The sequence below is a fragment of the Scytonema sp. NUACC21 genome (assembly GCF_054684315.1).
In genome coordinates, this window is sequence record NZ_BAAFZH010000104.1 from 190,183 (window position 1) to 212,763 (window position 22,581).

Consider the following 22,581-nt stretch of genomic DNA (forward strand, 5'->3'; position numbering starts at 1 on the left):
CCACTCCTATAAGAAGGGCGAAAATTCCCTTCCCATAAGATGGATAATTTATTTCTTGGACATCCTTTAGTATCGCTATGATGAAAAATAGTATACTTTGATACCATCAAAATTATCTGATAAACTTTGTGACAGATGGCTGTTGGTGGGCACTGCCCACCCTACAACTTTGTGACAAATGGGTGTTGGTGGGCAGTGCCCAGAGTAAAATGTTGGATTAGGGATATATAGTTTCAGCTATGAATACGGGCTTATTCCTGTAATCAGTATCTAACTGTTTTTTTACTCTTTCATCCCACCTGACGTTGTAGTCTCTCTCAATCTCGTTTACTACAAACGGGCGCAATTCACCCATGACCATAACTGTCTGCTTCTTCTTGATTTCCTGTTCTGGCGGTGCTGTTAGAAAAACCAGTAAATCTTCTGCACCTAACAAGTAATTTTCATCTAAAGTAAACAAAACCGGGCTTTGAATGTTTTCGACTTCAGCCTTTACTGCAAGTTTTCTGCCATAAAACCTTGTAGGGTTGCTGCTTATTTGACCTGGTGTTGGTGCTTGTATTATATCCTCAGCAATAATAGCAGGTTTATTGACATATTCCTTATAGTCTCCATCCTGCAAATTCAACTGATAGTCTCGCTCAATCTTGTCAATTTCCAAATTCTGAACTTGACCTGTAACTTGAACTTTGACATCTCGGTTTCTGGGTAAATCAAAAGGTACACCAGAAGCGTTGACCACCACAAAAGGCTCACCGCTCATATATCGGCTATCACTTACTGTAAAAGAGCTTAAACCAACTTTTTCAAAGGGTTTGCTGATAACCGTCACAGTTTTACCAATGTAGTCTTCCGTGTTATTGGTTATATCATATGTGCTGGTAAGCCCTGGCGGTGAAGCTGCATCGCTACCATAACCTGCGCGAACTAACATGGCTAAGAATGCTGTGGCTAAAACCACTTTTGCATCCCAGAGTTTTTGAAGTAAACTATCTTTTTTAGGACTAGCGTCTCGGTCTACCTGGTTTTTGTTAGTTGCAGTCATAATTCCCATGCTCTTTTTGTTAAAAAATCGGTTATTTTGTTACACCTTAAGCTAATTTTTTCAACAGGTTAAAACTAATTATTATACGAAGAAATACTATCTAATTTGTAAAAGGAAATCTTCTAACTGTGGTAATAAAATTTATCTCATATAAAATGTTTTTCCAATACTAGAGACAGAGCAAAATGTATTCAATTATTGCAAAATCTTCACTAACAAGAACTTGAGCCAGTTCATATCCCCTTGGGCTGCCAGACTACTAGGAAAAAAAAGCAAAAACTATGTAATGATTATCACATTAACTGTAAGTGATTTTTACTATTTCTTTAGTAGTAGAAATGTCAGAAAAAAGTACTCAAAACGCGATCTGTAATGTTAGGCTGGAGTATTAAAATCTACATACTTTTGCCAAACTGCGTAAGTCCTATCTATGTCTAAGTTTTTATCTGCAACCTTAACCTTATTAGCAACAACCCTTTTCTTGGGAGCAGCTAACCAAAGTAACCTGACACTCGCTGGAACTTGTGCCTCCAAATGCGGACTGCAGCCAATTGAATTTACACCCGGTCAGCACGTAAGAATAGAAGTTTTAAATGCTACACCCAGGTTGATTAAAGTGGAGAAGCCCTATGGTGTCGGTCAACTTATTTTAAGACCGGGGCAGCGAATACAGTTAGAGCAGGGAGACGGTACAGAACCCAATGTATCTGTTGTCTTTTGGGATAACACGGGATTGCCTTTAAAGGCTATCGTCTCTAAACCAAATTTTGGTACGCTTCGAGTAGAACTCCGTCCTAGCTGGCAATCTCCCGGCGATCGCACTGTCTACATCCGCGATGATGGTCGCGTAAATGTGTTTTAAAGTTAAAAAGTAACTACTAACTGAGGTAGGAGTGAGAAATTCAGTTATGCTCGCTCCTAATTCATAATTCATAACTCCTCCCTTGCCCGTGCTAGACCAATCTCCACCCAAATTTTCTCGTCTCGGTCAAAAATTACCATCACAGCGATGGCAAATCTACCCTCAAAAAAGTGAATTGGCACAAAAGCTGGCAGCAATTACCAATTTACCTCCCCTGATTAACCAGCTACTCATAAACCGTGGGATTGAAACGCCGGAACAAGCACAAACTTTTTTGTCTCTGGAGTTCTTGGCGCTGCCTTCGCCATTAGATGACTTTCCTGATTTAGCTGCGTGTCTTGAGTTATTACAAAGTGCGATCGCCGCTCAAGAAAAAATTGCTATCTGCGGGGATTATGATGCTGATGGTATGACAAGCACTGCCTTACTTTTACGCTGTCTCCGGTGGCTGAATGCTCAAGTCAATTACGCAATTCCCAGTCGAATGCACGATGGCTATGGCATCAATAAACGCATTGTTGAAGAATTCCATAGCGAAGGTGTAAGTTTGATCCTCACTGTCGATAATGGGATTTCTGCATTTGAACCAATTGCTAGAGCCAGAGAACTGGGTTTAAAAGTTATTGTCACCGACCACCACGATCTCCCCCAACAATTACCGCCAGCCAATGCCATCCTCAATCCCAAACTCATCCAAAAATCTTCTCCCTATAGAGGGATTGCTGGAGTTGGTGTTGCTTATATTTTAGCGGTATCTCTGGCAAGCGAATTAGGGCAAGCTCATAGCAGCATATTAGATCCAATGCTCGAACTGTTTACGTTGGGTACTATCGCGGATTTAGCACCCTTAACTGGAGTCAATCGCCATTGGGTGAAAAGTGGTTTGCAAAAATTACCAAAATCTAAACTTGCTGGAGTGCAAGCCCTGATTCAGATGTCTGGAGTGCAGGTGCGCGGACAAGAGGAAGGGGGCAAGGGGGGAGTGTCCGAGGGGGGAAAAATATCTGCAAGTCCTTACTCCTCAAAACCAAAATCGTTGAAGCCAGAGGATATTGGCTTTCGCCTTGGTCCGCGAATTAACGCGATTGGTCGCATTGGCGATCCTCAAATTGTGATTGAATTGCTCACAACTGACGATATGGGAATCGCATTGGAAAGAGCAATGCAATGCGAAGAAGTTAACCGCCGACGCCAGGAAATGTGCGAGCAAATTGAAAAGGAGGCAGTCATAATTGTAGAAGAAGAGTATCTTGCCTCTCTTCCTGAGGATCGGGTGTTAGTCCTTGTTCAACCTAACTGGCATCACGGGGTAATTGGTATCGTTGCTTCCCGCTTGGTGGAACGCTATGGTGCTCCAGTTTTCATCGGTACCTATGAGGATGGCACACACATTCGCGGTTCGGCACGAGGAATTCCAGAATTTCATGTCTTTGAGGCTTTAGAGTACTGTTACGACTTGCTTGGCAAGTTTGGCGGACATAAAGCAGCTGGAGGTTTTTCTCTGCCATCGGAAAATCTTGTTGCTTTGCGATCGCGTTTAAGTGAGTTTGCTAATAAGTGCTTGGAAACACAACATCTCAAGCCTCTTTTAAAAATTGATACCCAAGTCAATTTGGCTCAAATTAATCGCCATTTTTATCAACAAATGAATGTTTTGGAACCCTGTGGGATCGACAACCCCGATCCAGTGTTTTGGACAGCTAATGTCCGTGTGGTTGACCAGGAAATTGTCGGCAAAAATCACCTTAAGCTTACGGTGATACAAACCCTCGACAATCAGCCGTACAGAATTAAAGCGATCGCATGGCGTTGGCGTGACTATTTTCCTCTACCGTCACAAGTTGATATAGCTTACAAACTCCGAGAGAATGAGTTTAATGGTAATATAAGTATCGAGTTGGAACTACTTGGTGTCAGGCTTCCAAACCAACAACACCAGCTTTTTGCGTCTCAATCCCTTTCCAAAATCCTTCCAACAAGAACTTCTTTTGAGTACAAACAGCGTTCCTATACCTGTGGTATTTATCAAAATGGTTCTTTCCCCGAATTGAGAATTTTGAATCCTGAAGGGGTTATTCTAGCGGTTCCTCTAGGTCAGTCGATTGGGATACTGGGGATCAATCGGCAAGAGGCTAGAGAAATTGATATTTCTCTGCCTCAGTATCAAGGTATTATCCAAGCAGCCTTTCAAGCTTTGGAAGGAGTGAAGGGCGAGGAGTGGTGAGTGTTTCTTACCCTTCAGTCCTAACTCCTGACTTCTACAGGTTGCCGTTGCGAAATGCCAGAACAAAAATTACAGCTGGACCTGCTAGCATGATGAGTGCAACAGATGTTAGCTGGAAAATCACTTCCCAGTTGACGTTAGCTAGAGCTTCCATTTTTCCTCCCGATTGTCTTAAGAGATTAAATACAAATGTAAAACTTGCAAATTATCATATCCGGCATTCGACTGCAGTCTTTAAGTAACTTAACAAAAGTATAAGAAATAAAAAATAAAGGTTTTAACAGTGGCAACTTGGCAATGTGTGAAGCAATGTGGAGCATGCTGTCATCTCGATCCAGCAGAGCGTCCAGACTTACATGAGTATTTAACCCCGGAAGAACTAGAGCTGTACCTGAGCATGGTATCTGCCGATGGATGGTGCGTGAATTACGATAAGGAAAATCGGGAGTGCCGCATCTACCAAAACCGCCCGCGATTCTGTCGCGTGGAAGCCGAGGCGTTCGCGGATATGTATGGTATACACGCGGAAGAATTAAATGATTTTGCCATAGAATGCTGTCGCCAGCAGATAGAGGGAGTCTATGGTGACAGCAGTTTGGAAATCTTGCGCTTTGAAAGAGCTGTTGGATTTTTTATCGCGGAATAGCAACCGCAAAACTAGTATAAAAAGGCTGAGGTATGAAGGCTAAAGGATGAAGGGAACAAGCTTAATACCATAAGTATTCTTGCTTTTGACAGATTGCACCTCTTAACTTTCAGGTTTGCGACCAGTAACTATGCTCCAATAACCGAAAGTTGCTTTGATTTCAATATCAACAAAGCCAGCCTCCTTTAAAGAAGATAGCTCTTCACCCGAATATTGCCGCCCTCCCAGGGCAGAAGCATAACTAAGCTGTAAGCGGCAGCGATTGGGTAATAGCACTTTGTATTAAAAATATTGCATTTTGTATATTCTTTAATAAAGACAATTTAATTAATAAAGATTTTTATAAGCTTGGAATATTTAGACATGAATAAATCTTAAAAAAATATAAAAATAAACTATGCTTTTCACACGGTGTTTGGGAGATGAACTGTTTAAGAAAAATCAAGCTATATGTACGATTATGTAAGATGAAGTTTACAAAGACTAGACTCTGACTTAAGTACCAAGAGTAAAAAATGTACCTAATTTTTAAGGCAACAGGAAATCTTTTTGATTGACACAGTAATTGTTATTTGATATAAATGATAATTGTTTTGTAACTTGGCTTCAAAGTTTAAAAATCAGTTGTCAATGAACGGGCACTGTTGACTCACAGCAATCGAGGTTGGTGTGATTTATAACTTCCTTGACTTAATATATGGGGGATAGCTATTTTGTACAAGGCGCTTTTAAAGCCTCACTAAAATACCCTTCTGCTTTCTAGAGAATTCTAAATAGTTTAGTTTCAAGTGTTTCCCTGACCAATTCTTACGACTCTTGATTTTTAAAATCTTTGAGCTGATTGTATTAATGAAATCCTTATAAGACGAATCATACTTACGACCGTTCTTGTATAAGGAGGTGATTCTGTACTTGCTGTGTCCAAGCTAGGCTCTGCTTCTGGAATTACAAAGTCTAACGCACTTTTCATAAGTACAAGGTATTAGATAGTGCTGCGTTTTAAAATTTCAACTACCCGTAGCGCTTGTGATACCCCGCATCAACACCTAGAAAAGTTTAGATATATACACCGAAAACAGCCATACGCAGGTTTACAAGTGTTAATTTCTCGTCTCCAATAAAAGACGTTGTATAAATTTTGCAATGTTTTTGAGTGTAATCTCTATAATGCAAGATGACAGCATATGAATCACAACTACTCAGCCTCTACCTTATCAAAACAAATATCAAGTCAAGAAAGTTCGGATTTTGACTATAGTACTCTGGACACTGAAACTTATACGATAGTACAACAGCGTACTAGTAAAATTAAGACCCTAATGCACCGTACTGCTCAAGACATGATTGATATTGGGCAAAACTTACTTGAGGTAAAGCAGCATCTAGGACACGGACACTTCAGAAAATGGCTCAACTCTGAGTTTAGTTGGAGCCTGTCAGCTGCTAATAAGTTCATGCATGTTGCACAGCAGTTCAAATGTGTAAATTTTACACATTTAAATATTACTACCTCAGCGCTATACCTTCTAGCTGCTCCTTCTACATCTTCATTAGCTAGATTGGAAGCTATAGAACGTGTTAATATCGGTGAAAAGATTACTTACGCCAAAGCAAAGGAAATTATCGGCAAACATAAAAAAACGGCTTCTCCCAAAAAGAACCAGTCAGCAATCCTTGATGCTGCTGTAGCAAATGTAGATTGCGAGCCTAATAAATCATTAACAACATTGCAATACCAACTTTCCAATAGTAACTTTGCATCAGATGCTTTGCCGAAAAAAGTAGAACCACAAATAAGTTCGCCATGTTTTACAGATATAAAGCTTGCTTCCACATCTAAGCTTCACAGTTCCGTAAATCAAGCTGAAATTCACCATAATACCTTGGATGAAACAACTACTAAAATAGCGATTAGTATTAAAAACTTGACACCAGAGCAACTGGCTATAGTTATCAATAAATCTGTTAGTGATGGATTGAGCAACCATCATCTGGAAACTATAATTGCAACTTCTCAACAGGCACTGAAGCAGCGGCAACAGGTTTTGGCTTTCCATAGTAAGTCTTTTCATGAATCTTAATAATCATTTTGTTATCTATGAAAGAATTTATATCAAGAGGTCATGATTCTTTCTCCTGATGGACATTGCCGAGCTTTTGATGCCCAATCGCAAGGAATAGTAAGTGGTAACGGTATCGGAATTGTTGTCCTCAAGCCCCTGGCAGATGCAATCTCCATTGGACATCGCATCCATGCAATTATTAAAGTTTCCACGATTAATAAAGCAACATCTTGATATGGGCTCTAGATGTATCTTACACGTTTCAAGTTAAGCGCAGGTATCTAGATCGACAAACCCAACAAGCCGTGCTTTCTTCGTTACACCATCTGCAGACCCTTCAATCAGATGTAGCGTTATTGCTCACCACATTGGGCAAACTTTGGCTTGCGGGTGTACAGGTCAATGGTAGAACGCATACTTCAATATTCTGCAACCACAAGCGGATCGGTCAAGGTGTAAAAAATTTAGACAAGCTGAAGAATTAGAAGTTGCTGTTAATCTCGTGGAGCGTTTTCTTACATCAACAATGCACGCGTTTCTTAGTGTATGATAGATGCTATTGATAATTAAAGTTTGTTCAAAATATTTACTAATACGCGGACAGTTTGACATCAACACTGGGGCTATAAAATTGCCAATAATCAATCATAAGTACTGCAAAGTACTACAACACTACGATGGCTATTTTTACTCTTTGTCCAGTGTTGTCTATATGAAACAGCCATTAGAGCCAATGCGATCGCACCACTGAATTGAATTATCGCAAGGAGTAGAACCTCTAATTCTAAGAACTAAGGATAATATAAAGATAGCTGTTACGTAATACATTATCATTACCAACAACTACTCCACTCTATCTTAAGGTTAAAGGTGGAGTTGATCGCTCCACCCAAATACTAAATTTTTTGATACGTTTTGTAACAGTGATTTTAGATTAAACGGGTTCCAACCAGTAAGTGTCTCTATGCTGCGGCTCTTTCAACTACGACTCTCAAACGAGTAACGGCAGCACCAATTGTCCCTATTAGTGCAATTGGTAGAAACAAGGTGAAACCCAGCACTCCACCTACAACTCCTGCTGTCAAAGGAATGTCAAGCAGTGTATATTCATCTTCTGTTTTAACAATGACTCTCCGAATAGTAGCTTGATGAATCAGTTCCTGAATCTTGGGAACTAGAGTATCACTACTAATCCTAAATTCTTCTACCTGAATATTTTTCCGAGTTTCTGTGGAAGGTGGATTAACATTCACGTCAACATCCAAATTCGCATTTTTAGGGGCGTTTGATGATGTCATTTTTGTTGTTCCTCATTATTCAACAAAGCTATTTATATTATAAAGCTTTTTCATTATTTTATTCATATGATGGTATTTTTATAAAACAACTATCTTCAGAAATATTTTCTTTTAAAGAAACGTATAAATGTTGATTAACAATTAGAATACTACGGTTTTAAAATGTCTAAATTCACTTGCCAATAAACCCATATTCCGCATTCAAAACAGTTCCACGCTAACCAACGCCTTAAATCACTCCCTTCCTGGCAGAAGATTACCTAAAGACGTAGCAAACAGTTGGCAATGCCCACCCTACAAAAATCGGTAGTTGTAAAGTGGAGAGGAAGTGTTAGTTCGATTACTAATGAAATTGTGGGGAAAAGTGGGGCAGGAGACGTGAAAATAGAATCAGCTTACAAAAAGCTGCAGTTATATCATTTCAGGAAAAGAATGATACAAATCGTTCGTGTGGAGACGCGATAGATCGCGTCTCGACTCAAAATCTCAAGTTGTGTACTCGGCGTTAATCTTAACGTAGTCATAACTTAGGTCACAACCCCAAGCAGTACCAGAACCGCTTCCATTGCCAAGACTGACACAAATGAGAACCGTGTCCTCTTGAAGATAAGCACCCAATGCAGCTTTTTTCATATACTCACTTGCTGCGGCGCGATCGAAGGGTAGCGGTTGACCATTCTCCATCAACAAGAAATCTCCCAACTTAATCTTGAGATTTTCTTGCTCAAAGGGAACTCCAGCACGTCCGGCAGCGGCAGCGATACGACCCCAGTTGGGATCGCGTCCAAAGATAGCGGATTTGACAAGAGAGGAACCTGCAATAGTTTTCGCCACTTGTTGTGCTGCGTGTGCATCTTGTGCTCCTGTGACTCGTACCTCGACAAGACAGGTTGCACCTTCACCGTCGCGGGCAATTGCTTTCGCCAAATGCTGACATACTGCCGTGAGCATCGCCTCTAATGTTTCAGCTTCTGCACCCATCTCAGTTATTGCTGGGGTTCGGGATTCCCCGTTAGCAAGGGCAATTAAGCTGTCATTGGTGCTTGTATCACCATCAACAGTGATAGCATTGAAGCTTTTTTCAGCTGCGCGGCTCAACATTTGCTGCCATAAATTCGGAGACACTGCGGCATCGCAGGTGACAAACGCTAGCATAGTTGCCATGTTGGGATGAATCATTCCAGAACCTTTGGCAATGCCACCAATCCGAACCGGGCGATCGCCTATAGTTGTTTCTAGTGCGATAGATTTTGGAACCAAGTCTGTGGTGATGATTGCACCTGCTGCTGCATCAGATCCCGTTGAGCTAAGGGCTGCAACCAGTTTGGGAATTGCAGCTTTGAGAGTATCCATAGGAATGCGTTTTCCGATGACTCCGGTAGAAGCAAGAAGCACGGATTCCGACGGGATGTTCAGCGCTTGGGCTAGCGCCATTGCAGATTCTAGGGTATCCAACCAGCCCTGTTGACCTGTGGCAGCGTTTGCTTGTCCTGCATTGCAAAGAATAGCACGAGCGCTATGCTTGGCTTGCAACCGCTGGCGACAATAGTCTACACACGCAGCTTTTACGTGACTCGTTGTAAATACACCTGCGGCAATTGCTTCTACATCTGACACTATCAAAGCTAAATCCGGTAGTCCTGAAGGTTTGAGTCCTGCGGTAATTCCTGCTGCCTGATATCCCCGAGGTGCAGTAACACCGCCAGTAATTTCCTGCCAGTCTGCCATTTATTTTCCCCACAACTATAATATTCGCTCGACTGGCGATTATATCAAGCTTTCGTCCCTGCTAATTTACGGGCAGGGTTCCAAAAATCATCTAACAAACAGAAAAAAGAGAGCCACTTGGGCAGCTCTCCAAATCATCAGGGTGCATCTTAAAAGCATTTTATAGCATATTAGGGATGCTTGGTTATACCCCTCGTTTAGACGAGGACATTCAACTTTATATAAAAGTATGCAAAAAAAAAGAGAGCCACTTGGGCAGCTCTCCAGATCATCAGGGTGCATCTACTTATCACTTGGGTTTCGTTCCTCAACCCAACCTACGTATTTTCGTATTTTTATACAAAACTTACGCAGTATTGGTTACCAACTTACTGACAATAGTTGAACACATCCGGAAAGAAGCAAGTTGAATTTGTAGGTAACTGTATCCTTCTAAAATAATCGAAAAAATTAAAGACTTTCTCCTCAACCGCTTTTAAAAAAGCCTCTTATATCTACCCATGAATTTGTCAACATTGGCAGAGGAAAGTCAACAATTTATCTTCCCTTGGAGTTATCCAAAGCTTTCATCAATTTAAAATTACACAATTTACTGGCAAATAACATAATGAATAATATTCAGTCTCAAGAATACGATGTTGTCATGATGGGTGCAGGTTTTGTAGGTGTTTGCCAAGCTCGTCACCTGCTGCTGAATATCCCAGGAATAAAAATCGCCCTGATCGACCCCCGCCCAGAAGAACGGACGCAAAAAGACCTCAAACTTGGCGAATCAATGGTAGAAGTTGCGACTCTTTTCGTTTGCAAAGAGTTGGGTCTTTATGACTACATGATTGAAAACCATCCACCCAAAGCCGGACTCAGTTTCCATTGGCCCAAAGACCCAGAAAAAACTGAAACCATAGATAATTACTATCATATCTGGAACAACAGACAACTTCCTCTTGCTTCCTTTCAAATGAATCGAGCCAAGTTCGAGCGAGATTTGCTGAAGATGAATCAATCTATGGGGGCTGTCTTTTATCGTGGTCGTGTGATGGATGTAGACCTAACCCCAGGAGATGCCATTAAAACTGTCAAGGTCAAGTTAATTGATGGTGAGTATATAGAACTCAAAACCAAACACGTTGTTGATGCAGCGGGTCGCAAATTTATTATCGGGCGAAAAACAGACAATCTTCTGTTTGGACCGGAAAATTTGTTTGGCGTTGATACTGGCACAGCATGGGTGCGGGTCAAAGGTGTAGATCGCACCATCTTCCATAATGGTTATGACCCAATCGGTGCTACAGCCAGTTATTATTATGCTACCAATCACTGGTTTGGTCGTGGTCACTGGATATGGATGATTCCAACAGAAAAGGATTCTCAGGAAATCTCAATAGGGATCTCCCAACATCGTAGGGTCATCGCCGACCATCAAATCAATACAAAAGAAAAGTTCTACGCCTTTTTAAAGGCAAATCATAACGTTCTTTATCGGTTAGTAACGAGTGGTGAAAACGTAGATTTTCACTACCTAGCAAGACCTTCCCATGCTAGTAAGACTATGTTCTCTCCAGATAACTGGTATGTGCTTGGAGATTCAGCCTGTATCTTCGACCCCTTCTATTCTTTGGGGACGACAATGATTGCCTTTGCTATTGAAGGAGTCACGGAAATTATCCGAGCCAAACTAGCAGGCGCGGCTGATGCAGAGGAGAAGCGTGCAGCTTACAACGAATTTAACCTCACTTACACACGACTCAACAACCAACTCATCCACGATCATGACAAACAGCTTGGTCACGCTAGCATTATGAGCTGGCGCATCTACTTTGAATACATGGCATGGTTTGGTATTGTCTTACCTATGTATGTGGGCAAATGGCATTTAGACTTAGGATTCATATCCAGATATGTGGCAACTGCTAAAGCAACTATGACAGGCTTCTGGCCATATCTGCATAACCAATTCAATGAACTAGTAGAGCGTGATATTAACATCGGCTTCATGGACTGTCACCGTGCAGATCAGTTGCTCTGGGGTTACCACACGGTCAAACACTTTGATGACTTTGTAGAGAATACAAAACTTGAGCCCAAGCGGTGCAACATTTTTAGTTCCTTAAAATACACCAACTTTTACATGGCTGTTTGGTATGCAAAGTTTTTGTGGAAAGGCTTTGGTTTGTTAGGGTTGCTCAAGCCGCAAAATCTATATTACTTGTTCAGTTTCTTGAGCGATTCAGTTCAGTGTGCAATAGGTGAAATGATTTACAAACAGAAAACCAAAGGCTTACCTGATAATACTAAAATTGCTAAAATGCGTCAGGAATTTACCACTTACCGCTATCAAGGCAAGCTACAACCTTGGATTGAGACAGGAACGAATTTGTCGGCACAAAGCTAGTACATGAAGGCAGAAGTACCTATCAAGTGCTAGGCGCACTTAATTACAAATTACGAATTACGAATTGAAGCGAAGCGACTTGACCTCTACCTCCGAACTTTTGCCTTTTGATAATAGTACTACTTCATATCTTACGCCATCGTCTTATTGCAAAAATCACAACCTAAAAAACTTATTCTTCCATAGGTAGGGCTAAAGCTCACCAACCCTCCTACAAAGAAGGTGCAAGATGTTAACTACCTACCCTACTTCATTCCTTCTTCCGTCAGATTGTAATATCAGGAATTAAATATGAGCCCTATAGAAAATTCCCAATCTTTATCTCCTACAAAACGAGCGCTTTTAGCCTTAAAAGAAATGCAAGCCAAGCTCGAAGCAAACGAGCAAGCAAAGACAGAACCAATCGCCATTATTGGTATGGGCTGTCGATTCCCAGGAGCAAACGATCCGGAAGCATATTGGCAAATGCTGCGTAACGGGGTAGACGCAATGACAGAAGTACCATCAGATAGATGGGACATTGACGCCTATTATGACCCCAATCCTGATACCCCTGAGAAAATGTATGTCCGGAAAGCGGGATTTCTAGATCGGGTAGACCAGTTCGATCCTCAGTTCTTTGGAATTTCCCCTCGGGAAGCCGTCAACATGGATCCCCAGCAGAGGCTGCTCTTGGAGGTTAGCTGGGAAGCTTTTGAAAATGCAGGCATCGCGCCAGACAAGATACTTGGCAGTCAAACTGGCGTTTTTGTCGGGATTATGAATTTGGATTACTTTCAGCTGGCGAGCGACCGGGCTCGCGTTGATGCCCATACAGCCACAGGCAACGCTTTTAGCGTTACTTCTGGTCGATTGTCTTACAATTTAGGTCTGCAAGGACCGAGTATGGCGATAGACACCGCTTGCTCGTCTTCATTAGTGGCTGTCCACACTGCTTGCCAAAGCTTACGCTCTAAAGAGTGCAATTTGGCTCTTGCTGCTGGTGTGAATCTTATAATAACACCAACGGTGATGATTAATGAATGTCGGGCTAAGATGCTTGCCCCTGATGGTCACTGCAAAACCTTTGATGCCTCTGCTGATGGTTATGCACGGGGAGAGGGATGCGGTATCCTGGTTCTCAAGCGTTTGAGTGATGCAATTGCTGACGGTGACAACATTCTAGCTCTGATTCGGGGTACGGCAGTCAATCAAGACGGTCGCAGTGGGGGTCTTACAGTTCCCAATGGACCAGCCCAGCAAGCAGTTATCCGCTCAGCCCTTGCGAATGCAGGAGTAGAGCCAGGGGAAGTGAGTTACGTCGAAGCCCACGGTACGGGGACATCTCTGGGAGATCCGATTGAATTGCGAGCCTTAGGAGCAGTGCTGGGACGGGGGCGAAAGCAGAACCAACCCCTGCTTGTTGGCTCAGTGAAGACAAACATGGGACATTTGGAAGCAGCAGCTGGGGTTGCGGGTTTAATTAAGCTAGTGCTAGCACTGCAAAATAAGGAAATACCGCCCCATCTACACCTAAAAAACCCCAATCCTCATATTCCTTGGGCAGAACTTCCCATCAAAATTACTACAGAACTTACTCCTTGGACTTCCGTTAACGGTAAGCGGATCGCGGGACTCAGTTCCTTTGGCTTTAGTGGAACCAATGCTCATGCGATCGTTGAGGAAGCTCCTCCTAGGGAGATGGGGAGAAAAGATGACCTCATCTCAGAAGAACGTCCTTTGCATCTGCTCAGCCTTTCGGCGAAAAGTGGAGAAGCATTAAAGCAGCTTGCAAGCCGATTGGAAAAGGCACTTAAAGCCAATCCAAACCTCAACTTTGCTGATGTCTGCTTCACTTCCAACACTGGTCGCTCTGTCTTTGACCACCGACTGGCAATAGTAGCAGAAAATACAAAGCAGGCGTCCGAACAACTTGCAGCCTTTAGCTCTGGGCAAAATCAATCCGGAGTGTTTGCAGGGTTACCTCAAGAGACCAAGAGACCAAAGGTAGCATTCTTGTTTACCGGGCAAGGATCTCAGTATGTAGGAATGGGACGCCAGCTTTACGAAACCCAACCCACCTTCCGTCAAGCCCTCGATCGCTGCGATACTATTCTGCGCCCCTATCTACAACAACCCCTGTTGTCTGTACTTTATCCAAAGGACGGATCTAACTCCCCCATTGACCAGACAGCTTACACCCAACCTGCTCTTTTTGCCCTAGAATATGCTTTGTATGAATTATGGCGCTCTTGGGGCATTACTCCGAATGTCGTTATGGGTCACAGCGTCGGTGAATACGTAGCCGCTTGCGCTGCAGGTGTATTCAGTTTGGAAGACGGTCTGAAACTGATTGCAGAGAGATCGCGCCTGATGCAAGCTCTACCAGCAGGTGGTGAAATGGCTGCGGTGCTTGCTCCTGAGGCGACTGTGCGGGCGGCAATTTCTTCCTACGGACAAAAAGTAGCAATCGCAGCCATCAATGGCCCGCAAAACGTCGTGATTTCCGGTGAAGGAGAGAGCGTACAAGCAGCGATCGCGGAACTACAAGCCAAAGGAATTGAGTCCCGACGCTTGAGCGTATCTCATGGGTTTCACTCACCCTTAATGGAACCAATGTTAAATGCTTTTGAGCAGCAAGCGGCAACGGTTACCTATAGCGAACCCAAAATCGACTTGATTTCTAATGTCACAGGTCAGCTAGCAAGGGGAGTAGAAGTTAGTCAAGCCAGTTACTGGCGGCGTCACGTGCGCGAAGCAGTGCGATTTGCCGATGGAATGCAGACCCTGCAAGCACAGGCGATCGACATCATTGTAGAAATCGGACCGCATTCAGTTTTAAGCGGTATGGGGCGACAGTGTTTGCCAGAAGGAACAGAAGTATGGTTGCCATCCTTGCGCCGAGGACAGAATGATTGGCAGCAAGTTCTCCAGAGTTTGGCAGCCTTGTATGTAAACGGCTTGAACGTGGACTGGTTGGGTTTTGACCGGGATTACCAACGAGCAAAAGTCCCCTTACCTACCTATCCCTTCCAACGAAAGCGGTACTGGGTGGAAGTGGATTCCCCCAAACAACAACAGTCTTCTATTGTAATGCTCGAAAATCGGGCAGTTCCTCAACCCATCCACAATTTTTTACATTCTGTAGATACAAAAGAACTGACTCGCAAGTTAGAAATCGTTGAACAACTTCCAGTAGAGCAAGTCATATCATTACTTGAAAATTTACGTTTAACTAACCTGTCCGAACGGATTGCTAAACTATCTCCAGAAAGACACGAGCTACTCAAACAGCTGATCCAGCAAGAGCCACAGCCACTGACTTTAGAAAACTGGAGTGATTCTTTATACGAAATTCAATGGCAACTCCAGAACCGTAAGGCTTTACCCCAGCAAACCCAAACAAACCAACGTAGCAAGTGGGTTATCTTTAGCGATCGCGCAGGAGTAGGATATACATTAGCAGAACTACTGCAAGCCCGTGGTGAGAAATGTTTGATGGTTTACCCAGGGGAAGCATACGAAATTTTAGAAGACGGAAATCGAAAAATAAACCCTGCAAACCTGAGTGACTTTCAAAGGCTGTTCCAAGAACTTATCGCCACTAACGGACTGCCATGTCGTGGAATCGTACATTTGTGGAGTTTAGAAACTGCGCTTTGGAACCAAATTACACCATCCTCTCTGGAAGTTGCTCAGGTCTTGGGTAGTGGAAGCGTGCTGCATCTAGTTCAGGCGCTACTTAATCATACCAATTCAATCTCACCCCGATTGTGGGTAGCAACCTGCGGAACCCAGGCAGTGGAAGCAAAACCCGTTCCCCTAGCAGTGGCTAATGCACCTTTGTGGGGTTTGGGTCGGGTAATTGCGTTAGAACATTCGGAAATTTGGGGGGGACTGGTCGATTTAGACGCCAATACCTCTGGAAAGGAGGCAACCAAATTACAGGCAATGTCCTTACTTGCAGAAATTTGGCAACCAGATGGCGAAGACCAAATTGCTTTTCGTGGTGAACAACGCTATGTTCCTCGTTTAGTGCGTAGCAGCAATCTTAAATCGCAACCCGTGCATTTGCAGGCGGATGCGACTTACCTGATTACTGGTGGCTTAGGTAGTTTAGGGCTTAGGACTGCCCAGTGGATGGTAGAACAAGGTGCGCGAAACCTGGTGCTGGTAGGGCGCAAAGGTCTTCCCGATCGCGAGCGGTGGTCTACAATACCACATGGTACTGACACTTGGGAACGGGTTAAGGCAATTCAATCCTTGGAAGACATGGGAGCCAATATCATCGTGGCGCAGGCGGATGTCAGTAACTCGGTTCAGATGGCTGCGGTCTTTGAACAGTTGCGAGACACTATGCCCCTAAGAGGAATTGTCCATGCAGCTGGTGTTACAGATTACAAAGTATTACAAGATATTGACTTTAGCACACTCCAATCTACACTACGACCTAAAGTAGTCGGTACCTGGCTCCTGCACCATCTCAGCCAAGACATGAAGCTAGACTTTTTCGTTTGCTTCTCCTCAATTGCTTCGGTGTGGGGGTCTAGAGGACAAGCCCATTATGCTGCAGGCAATCATTTCCTTGACGCTATTTCCCATCATCGCCAAGCTTTGGGATTACCAGCTTTAAGCATCAACTGGGGACCTTGGGCTGGTGGCGGAATGGCATCTTCTGAAACCCAGACATTGTTGAAACGCATGGGAGTCGAAGCATGGCTACCAGAGCAAGGGATTGCAGCGTTAGCACAGTTTTTGGGTACGAACGTTGCTCAAATAACAGCAGCTCAAATTGACTGGAGTATCTTCAAACCCATTTACGAAGTTAAGGGACAGCGACCACTACTGGAACAAATTGACAAACAGCCTCAGGAGAAAAATGAATCTTCTCAAGCAAAACGCTCAGAGGTCGTACAGCAATTAGAAGGTCTTCCTGCAAACAAACGTTATGGTTTCTTAATCTCTCATCTTCAAACGGCAGTCGCTAAGGTACTGGGATTAGAACAATCTCAACTACCACAGATACGACAGGGATTTGTCGAACTAGGCATGGATTCCTTAATGGCTGTTGAGTTGAAAACAACTCTCGAAGCCAGCCTGGGACATACCTTAAGTTCAACATTGGCTTTTAACTATCCCAATATAGAGACTCTTGCTAATTACCTGGCTACCGAAGTTTTATCCCTAGAACCAGCAGCAGAAACTGTTTCAGCCTTGCCAAAGGATAGCGATAAGCCTTTCGAGGCGTCAACGGAACTAGAAAAACTTTCCGAATCCGAATTGGCATCATTACTTGATGAAGAATTAAATAGTTGGGCAAAACTCAGCACAGCTTCTTGAGGTGAGTAGTAGTTAATGGTTAGTGGTTGGTAGTTAGTAGTTCATCAAAGATTGGCAATTAACCACTATCCACTAACCGCCCTCTGTCCCCCAACCACTAACCACTATCCACTATCCACTAACCACTAACCACTAACCGCCCTCTATCCATAAATTTTTAAATTGATACCAAAGAATTACTAAAATGACAAATACTTCAGAAGCTATTGACTATCAATCTCGTTTAAAAAATGCACTTATTGCACTTAGAGAAATGCGAGCCAAGCTTGACGCAATGCAGCTTTCTAAGACAGAACCGATCGCGATTATTGGCATGGGGTGTAGATTTCCAGGAGCTAAAAACCTACAAGCCTTCTGGTCTGTGCTGCGTGATGGAGTCGATGCTATTACAGAAGTTCCACCCGACCGATGGGATATCAATGAATTCTACGACCCAAACCCCGATACACCCGGAAAAATGTATGTCCGAAGCGCTGGGTTTTTGGAGCAGGTAGACCAGTTTGAACCCCAATTTTTTGGTATTACTCCACGGGAAGCTGTCAGCATGGATCCCCAACAGCGACTCCTGTTAGAAGTCAGTTGGGAGGCACTCGAGCACTCTGGCACTGCTCCAGAAGGACTTAGGAACAGTCAAACTGGGGTTTTTGTAGGGATTACTACTAATGACTATTTGCAACTCCAAGTAGAATCTGGCGATCGCAGCAACATCGACGCCTACAGTACCACAGGCAATTGCCTCAACGCTGTAGCTGGTCGCTTGTCATATACCTTGGGTCTTGTGGGTCCCAGTATGATAGTCGATACAGCTTGCTCGTCGTCATTGGTAGCTATCCATCTTGCCTGCCAAAGTCTACGCAATCAAGAGTGTAATCTAGCCCTTGCTGGCGGGGTCAACCTCATCCTATCACCGATTTCAACCATTGCAACGTGTAGAGCGAGAATGTTAGCTCCCGATGGTCGCTGCAAAACCTTTGATGAGTCAGCCGACGGCTTTGCGCGAGGAGAGGGTTGCGGGGTCGTGGTTCTGAAGCGGCTAAGTGATGCAATTGCCGATGGAGACAACATTTTGGCAGTGATTCGGGGTTCAGCAGTCAACCAAGACGGACCCAGCAGTGGTCTGACAGTTCCCAATGGAGTTGCCCAACAAGCACTTCTCCGCAAAGCCCTAGCTAATGCTGGAGTAGAACCAGGACAAGTGAGCTATGTAGAAGCCCACGGCACGGGGACATCTTTGGGAGATCCGATTGAGGTAGAGTCCTTAGGGGTAGTACTGGGTCAAGGACGCTCCAAGGAACAACCTTTCGCGCTCGGCTCAGCGAAGACTAACATCGGTCACTTGGAATCAGCAGCTGGGGTAGCTGGGCTGATTAAAGTAGTGCTGGCACTGCAAAATAAAGAAATACCTCCCCATCTGCACCTGAAAAATCCCAATCCTCACATTAGGTGGGCAGAACTTCCGGTGGTCATTCCAACCCAGCGAATGCTCTGGATGTCAGGAAATGGACCCCGCATTGCAGGGGTGAGTGGGTTTGGCGTCAGTGGAACCAATGCTCATCTGGTGATTGAGGAAGCTCCAGCCCGCGAGAGCGAGCCGATGAAAGAAGAACGTCCCTTGCATCTGCTCAGCCTTTCGGCAAAAAGTGAAGAAGCATTACAGCAATTAGTCAGCGATTTTTACACAGCGCTCAAAGCAAATCCCAATGTCAACCTTGCCGATGTTTGCTTCACTGCCAATACGGGTCGCTCTGTCTTTGACCATCGAATGGCACTGGTTGCTAAAAGCCCAGCGCAGGTGTGCGAGCAACTAGCAGCTTTTAGTGTTAGTCTGAAACCAAATGATATGTTTACGGGGCTCTTTAAAAACACCCATCAGCCCAAAATCGCTTTTTTGTTTACTGGGCAAGGGTCGCAGTACGCAGGCATGGGTCGCCAGCTTTACAAAACCCAACCCACCTTCCGCCAAGCCCTCGATCGCTGCGATGCTATCCTGCGCCCCTATTTACAACAACCCCTGTTGTCTGTACTCTATCCAACTGACGACTCTCAATCCCCCATTGACCAGACAGCTTACACCCAACCTGCCCTGTTTGCCCTAGAATATGCTTTGTATGAATTATGGCGCTCTTGGGGCATCACCCCAGATGTGGTCATGGGTCACAGCATCGGTGAATATGTGGCAGCTTGCGTTGCAGGGGTATTCAGTCTGGAAGACGGTCTGAAACTGATAGCAGAGCGATCGCGCCTGATGCAAGCCCTACCGGCAGGGGGTGAAATGGCTGCAGTGTTTGCTCCTGAGGCGACTGTAAGGGCTGCCATTGCTCCCTACGGACGAAAAGTGGCGATTGCAGCGCTGAATGGATCGCAAAACGTGGTTATCTCGGGTGAAGGAGAAAGCGTACAGGCAGTACTTGTGGAACTGCAAGCTTGTGGAATTTGGTCTCGGCGCTTAAGTGTATCTCATGGATTTCACTCGCCCTTGATGGAACCGATGTTAGATGCTTTTGAGCAGCAAGCAGCAACGGTTACCTACAGCGAACCCAACATAGACCTCATCTCCAATGTGACAGGTCAACTGATCCGCCCTTCAGAAATGAGTCAAGCCAGTTATTGGCGGCAACATATACGAAAGACCGTGCAATTTGCCGATGGAATGCAGACCCTGCACGCACAGGGAGTCGAGCTGATAGTGGAAATCGGACCAAATCCCGTACTGATTGAAATGGGGCGACAGTGTTTGCCAGAAGGAACAGAAGTATGGTTACCTTCATTGCGTCGAGAACATGATGATTGGAAGCAACTCCTCCAGAGTTTAGGAAAGTTATACGTAAACGGCGTGAAAGTTGACTGGTCGGGCTTTGACCGGGATTACCAACGTGCAAAAGTGCCCCTGCCTACCTATCCTTTCCAACGCCAACGTTATTGGTTGGACATCAAAGCAGCCGAGGTACCTTCCAATAAAGAGGAAGCACAAGTCAAAAAGCAAGAGACTTTCTCGACCAGCATTCCAGAAACAAATTTTCAAGATCGCATCCTTGCTATAATTGCCAAGACGAGCGGACAAAAACAAGACCAAATTAGTCTGGATATGACTCTGGAGGGAGAACTAGGTCTAGACTCTCTCATGATGACGCAACTGATGAGTGACTTAGCGAAAATCATTCCAGACGATCGAAAGGCAGCATTTAGCAGTCAGTTTTCTTTACGTGACTTGATGCAGTTGCAAACCGTAAGGCAAGTCATTGAAAGATTTGAAGAATGGCAACCCTCTGGTAAGAAAGACACAAACAGTACTGAGGAAGCAAAAGTTGTCAATCGAGAACAATTGACCGTACAGCAACAACAGGAAGTAGAAAGTGTAGAAATGCTACACGGTCAGTATTTTCATTTAGTGGGGCATTGGGTCGTTAATTCCAACAGCCTGTTTTCTTCCTTACGTTTACAAGGAACTTTTGACATTGATGTTGCATGGCAGAGCTGGAAACTCCTAATATCTCGCCATCCCATGTTACGAGCTCGCTTCCATGTACCAGTTGGCGCAACTCGCTTCAAAGACTATCAGATGGAAGTTCTTGAACAAGTGACTCCCCCTGAAATTCCAGTCACCGATCTCAGACATCTTGACAGTGACGCTCAAGAACAGGCAATACAAGAAGAGTTACACCGATGGCTGAATTACCAATGGTCAATGATTGAATGGCCACTGCATCGGTTTTCTGTACTCCGTCTGGGAGATAACGATTATCAACTATTTTTAGGTAACGAACATTTGATTTCGGATGCTCTGGGAAATCACATAATATTGCGCGAATTTATGGAAATTTATCGCGCACTTGTCAGCAATGATGAGCCTAATCTGCCGACAGCCACCACGCTCCAAGATTACTCTGAAGTCGTTCGAGCCATGAATGCTTGGTACGACCCAGAAGAAGACCGCTCACTAGCAGAGTATACTAGTAAACAAGGTAAAGATTCTTATTTCTGGAATCCAAAAGGTGATACTGTAGACAATAAGTGTCCCCAATTTCACACCCTACGGTACCGCCTTGGACGCGAAACCACCGCTCAGCTAATTGCCCAAACCCGAGAATGGCGATTGCCTATCAATTCCCTGCTAATGGGAGCTTTCCTACGAGCGGTTGTGAAGTTTGAGCAGTCCTCTAAATCCGTTATCCTTCAAGTCCCCACTGGTGGTAGAATTTACCCCGGAGTAGATGCATCTCATATGGTCAGCAGCTTCGCGCAGAATTTAGCGCTGAGCTTCGCGCCACCACAGCCAAACGAAGACTGGTCAACTCTATTAAACCGTCTTCATCAGGAAGTTCAAAATGGAATAGCCAATGGACTTGACAGATCTCAAACTCGTCAGATTGGCACGATTTTCCGGAACAATATAGCGTTGGAAGACGGCAAAATCCCCGAACATAGTCTATCTGTATTCCGGAGTGCGTTGAAATCCAATCTATATTTCCCTTACACGGGACACACCCACATTGAAACTCAATACGGTCCTATAGCGGTAACTGGTTATCAAGCAGGTGGTATAAACGCTGCAGGAACGATAGATATATTACAAGAGATATTTGACGACAGCCTGCATCTGTTTGCAAGTTACGATGAGAACTTCTTCAACCTGTCCGTAATTGATAGCTTAATGAGGGAATATATTTCTCAGATAGAAGAATTAACCTCACTAACAATTCAAACCCAACAGGTAACACAACCGATTCTGGCGTCACAAAAAGATACTCAGCGTGATACTGATATCGAGTCTCTACTCAGACAGGTAGCAGAGGAAATTTGTCACTACCCGATTACCTCGGAAGAAATGGATCAAGATTTAGAGGCGGACTTAGGTATGGATTCACTAGAACGCATCCGCATTGTTACCCGCCTTGAAAAATTGTACGGAAAAGTAGATCGCCAAGCCTTGTTCAGTTGCAGAAGCTTGCAGGAAATGGCAAACGTACTGTGTATATAAAGATTTCACAATCTTAGGGTAAACAT

The 22,581-nt window shown here is 44.0% G+C and carries 11 protein-coding genes and 1 pseudogene; 8 read left to right on the forward strand and 4 right to left on the reverse strand.

Going from position 1 to position 22,581, the window contains the following annotated elements; translation table 11 throughout:
• Positions 1-217 precede the first annotated feature (217 nt).
• Positions 218-1,045 carry a hypothetical protein gene (locus tag ACYRY3_RS36350; protein WP_460206577.1) on the reverse strand — a complete coding sequence of 276 codons (828 nt, stop codon included), beginning with the start codon at positions 1,043-1,045 and terminating at the stop codon, positions 218-220.
• 430 nt (positions 1,046-1,475) lie between these two features.
• On the opposite strand from ACYRY3_RS36350, the gene ACYRY3_RS36355 reads away from it, so the two are divergent.
• A complete protein-coding gene (locus tag ACYRY3_RS36355; RefSeq protein WP_460206578.1) occupies positions 1,476-1,907 on the forward strand; it encodes a cupredoxin domain-containing protein in 432 nt (143 codons plus the stop codon).
• A gap of 88 nt (positions 1,908-1,995) precedes the next feature.
• Positions 1,996-4,131 carry a single-stranded-DNA-specific exonuclease RecJ gene (locus ACYRY3_RS36360; RefSeq protein WP_460206579.1) on the forward strand — a complete coding sequence of 712 codons (2,136 nt, stop codon included), beginning with the start codon at positions 1,996-1,998 and terminating at the stop codon, positions 4,129-4,131.
• Positions 4,132-4,165: 34 nt separating this feature from the next.
• On the opposite strand, the gene psb30 is transcribed toward ACYRY3_RS36360, so the two are convergent.
• A complete protein-coding gene (gene psb30, locus ACYRY3_RS36365; protein WP_460206580.1) occupies positions 4,166-4,285 on the reverse strand; it encodes a photosystem II reaction center protein Ycf12/Psb30 in 120 nt (39 codons plus the stop codon).
• 129 nt (positions 4,286-4,414) lie between these two features.
• On the opposite strand from psb30, the gene ACYRY3_RS36370 reads away from it, so the two are divergent.
• From ACYRY3_RS36370 to ACYRY3_RS36380, 3 genes and pseudogenes are all read left to right on the forward strand, one after another.
• On the forward strand, positions 4,415-4,777 hold the full coding sequence (locus tag ACYRY3_RS36370) for a YkgJ family cysteine cluster protein (RefSeq protein WP_460206581.1): 363 nt from the start codon (positions 4,415-4,417) through the stop codon (positions 4,775-4,777).
• A 1,184-nt stretch (positions 4,778-5,961) separates the two neighbouring features.
• Positions 5,962-6,858, forward strand: a complete 897-nt coding sequence (locus ACYRY3_RS36375; protein WP_460206582.1) for a DUF3102 domain-containing protein — start codon at positions 5,962-5,964, stop codon at positions 6,856-6,858.
• Between the two features lie 27 nt (positions 6,859-6,885).
• Positions 6,886-7,059: pseudogene (locus tag ACYRY3_RS36380) on the forward strand (beta-ketoacyl synthase N-terminal-like domain-containing protein); the annotation flags it as partial.
• A gap of 743 nt (positions 7,060-7,802) precedes the next feature.
• Here the strand turns inward: ACYRY3_RS36380 and ACYRY3_RS36385 are convergent.
• Both ACYRY3_RS36385 and argJ read right to left on the reverse strand, forming a co-directional pair.
• A complete protein-coding gene (locus ACYRY3_RS36385; RefSeq protein WP_460206583.1) occupies positions 7,803-8,138 on the reverse strand; it encodes a DUF4342 domain-containing protein in 336 nt (111 codons plus the stop codon).
• Positions 8,139-8,624: 486 nt separating this feature from the next.
• A complete protein-coding gene (gene argJ / locus ACYRY3_RS36390) occupies positions 8,625-9,866 on the reverse strand; it encodes a bifunctional ornithine acetyltransferase/N-acetylglutamate synthase (protein WP_460206584.1) in 1,242 nt (413 codons plus the stop codon).
• Positions 9,867-10,473: 607 nt separating this feature from the next.
• On the opposite strand from argJ, the gene ACYRY3_RS36395 reads away from it, so the two are divergent.
• From ACYRY3_RS36395 to ACYRY3_RS36405, 3 genes are all read left to right on the forward strand, one after another.
• Positions 10,474-12,258: an NAD(P)/FAD-dependent oxidoreductase gene (locus ACYRY3_RS36395; protein ID WP_460206585.1), complete on the forward strand. Its 1,785-nt coding sequence runs from the start codon at positions 10,474-10,476 to the stop codon at positions 12,256-12,258.
• Between the two features lie 291 nt (positions 12,259-12,549).
• A complete protein-coding gene (locus tag ACYRY3_RS36400; RefSeq protein ID WP_460206586.1) occupies positions 12,550-17,577 on the forward strand; it encodes a type I polyketide synthase in 5,028 nt (1,675 codons plus the stop codon).
• 184 nt (positions 17,578-17,761) lie between these two features.
• On the forward strand, positions 17,762-22,555 hold the full coding sequence (locus tag ACYRY3_RS36405; RefSeq protein WP_460206587.1) for a beta-ketoacyl synthase N-terminal-like domain-containing protein: 4,794 nt from the start codon (positions 17,762-17,764) through the stop codon (positions 22,553-22,555).
• The last annotated feature ends 26 nt before the right edge of the window (positions 22,556-22,581 follow it).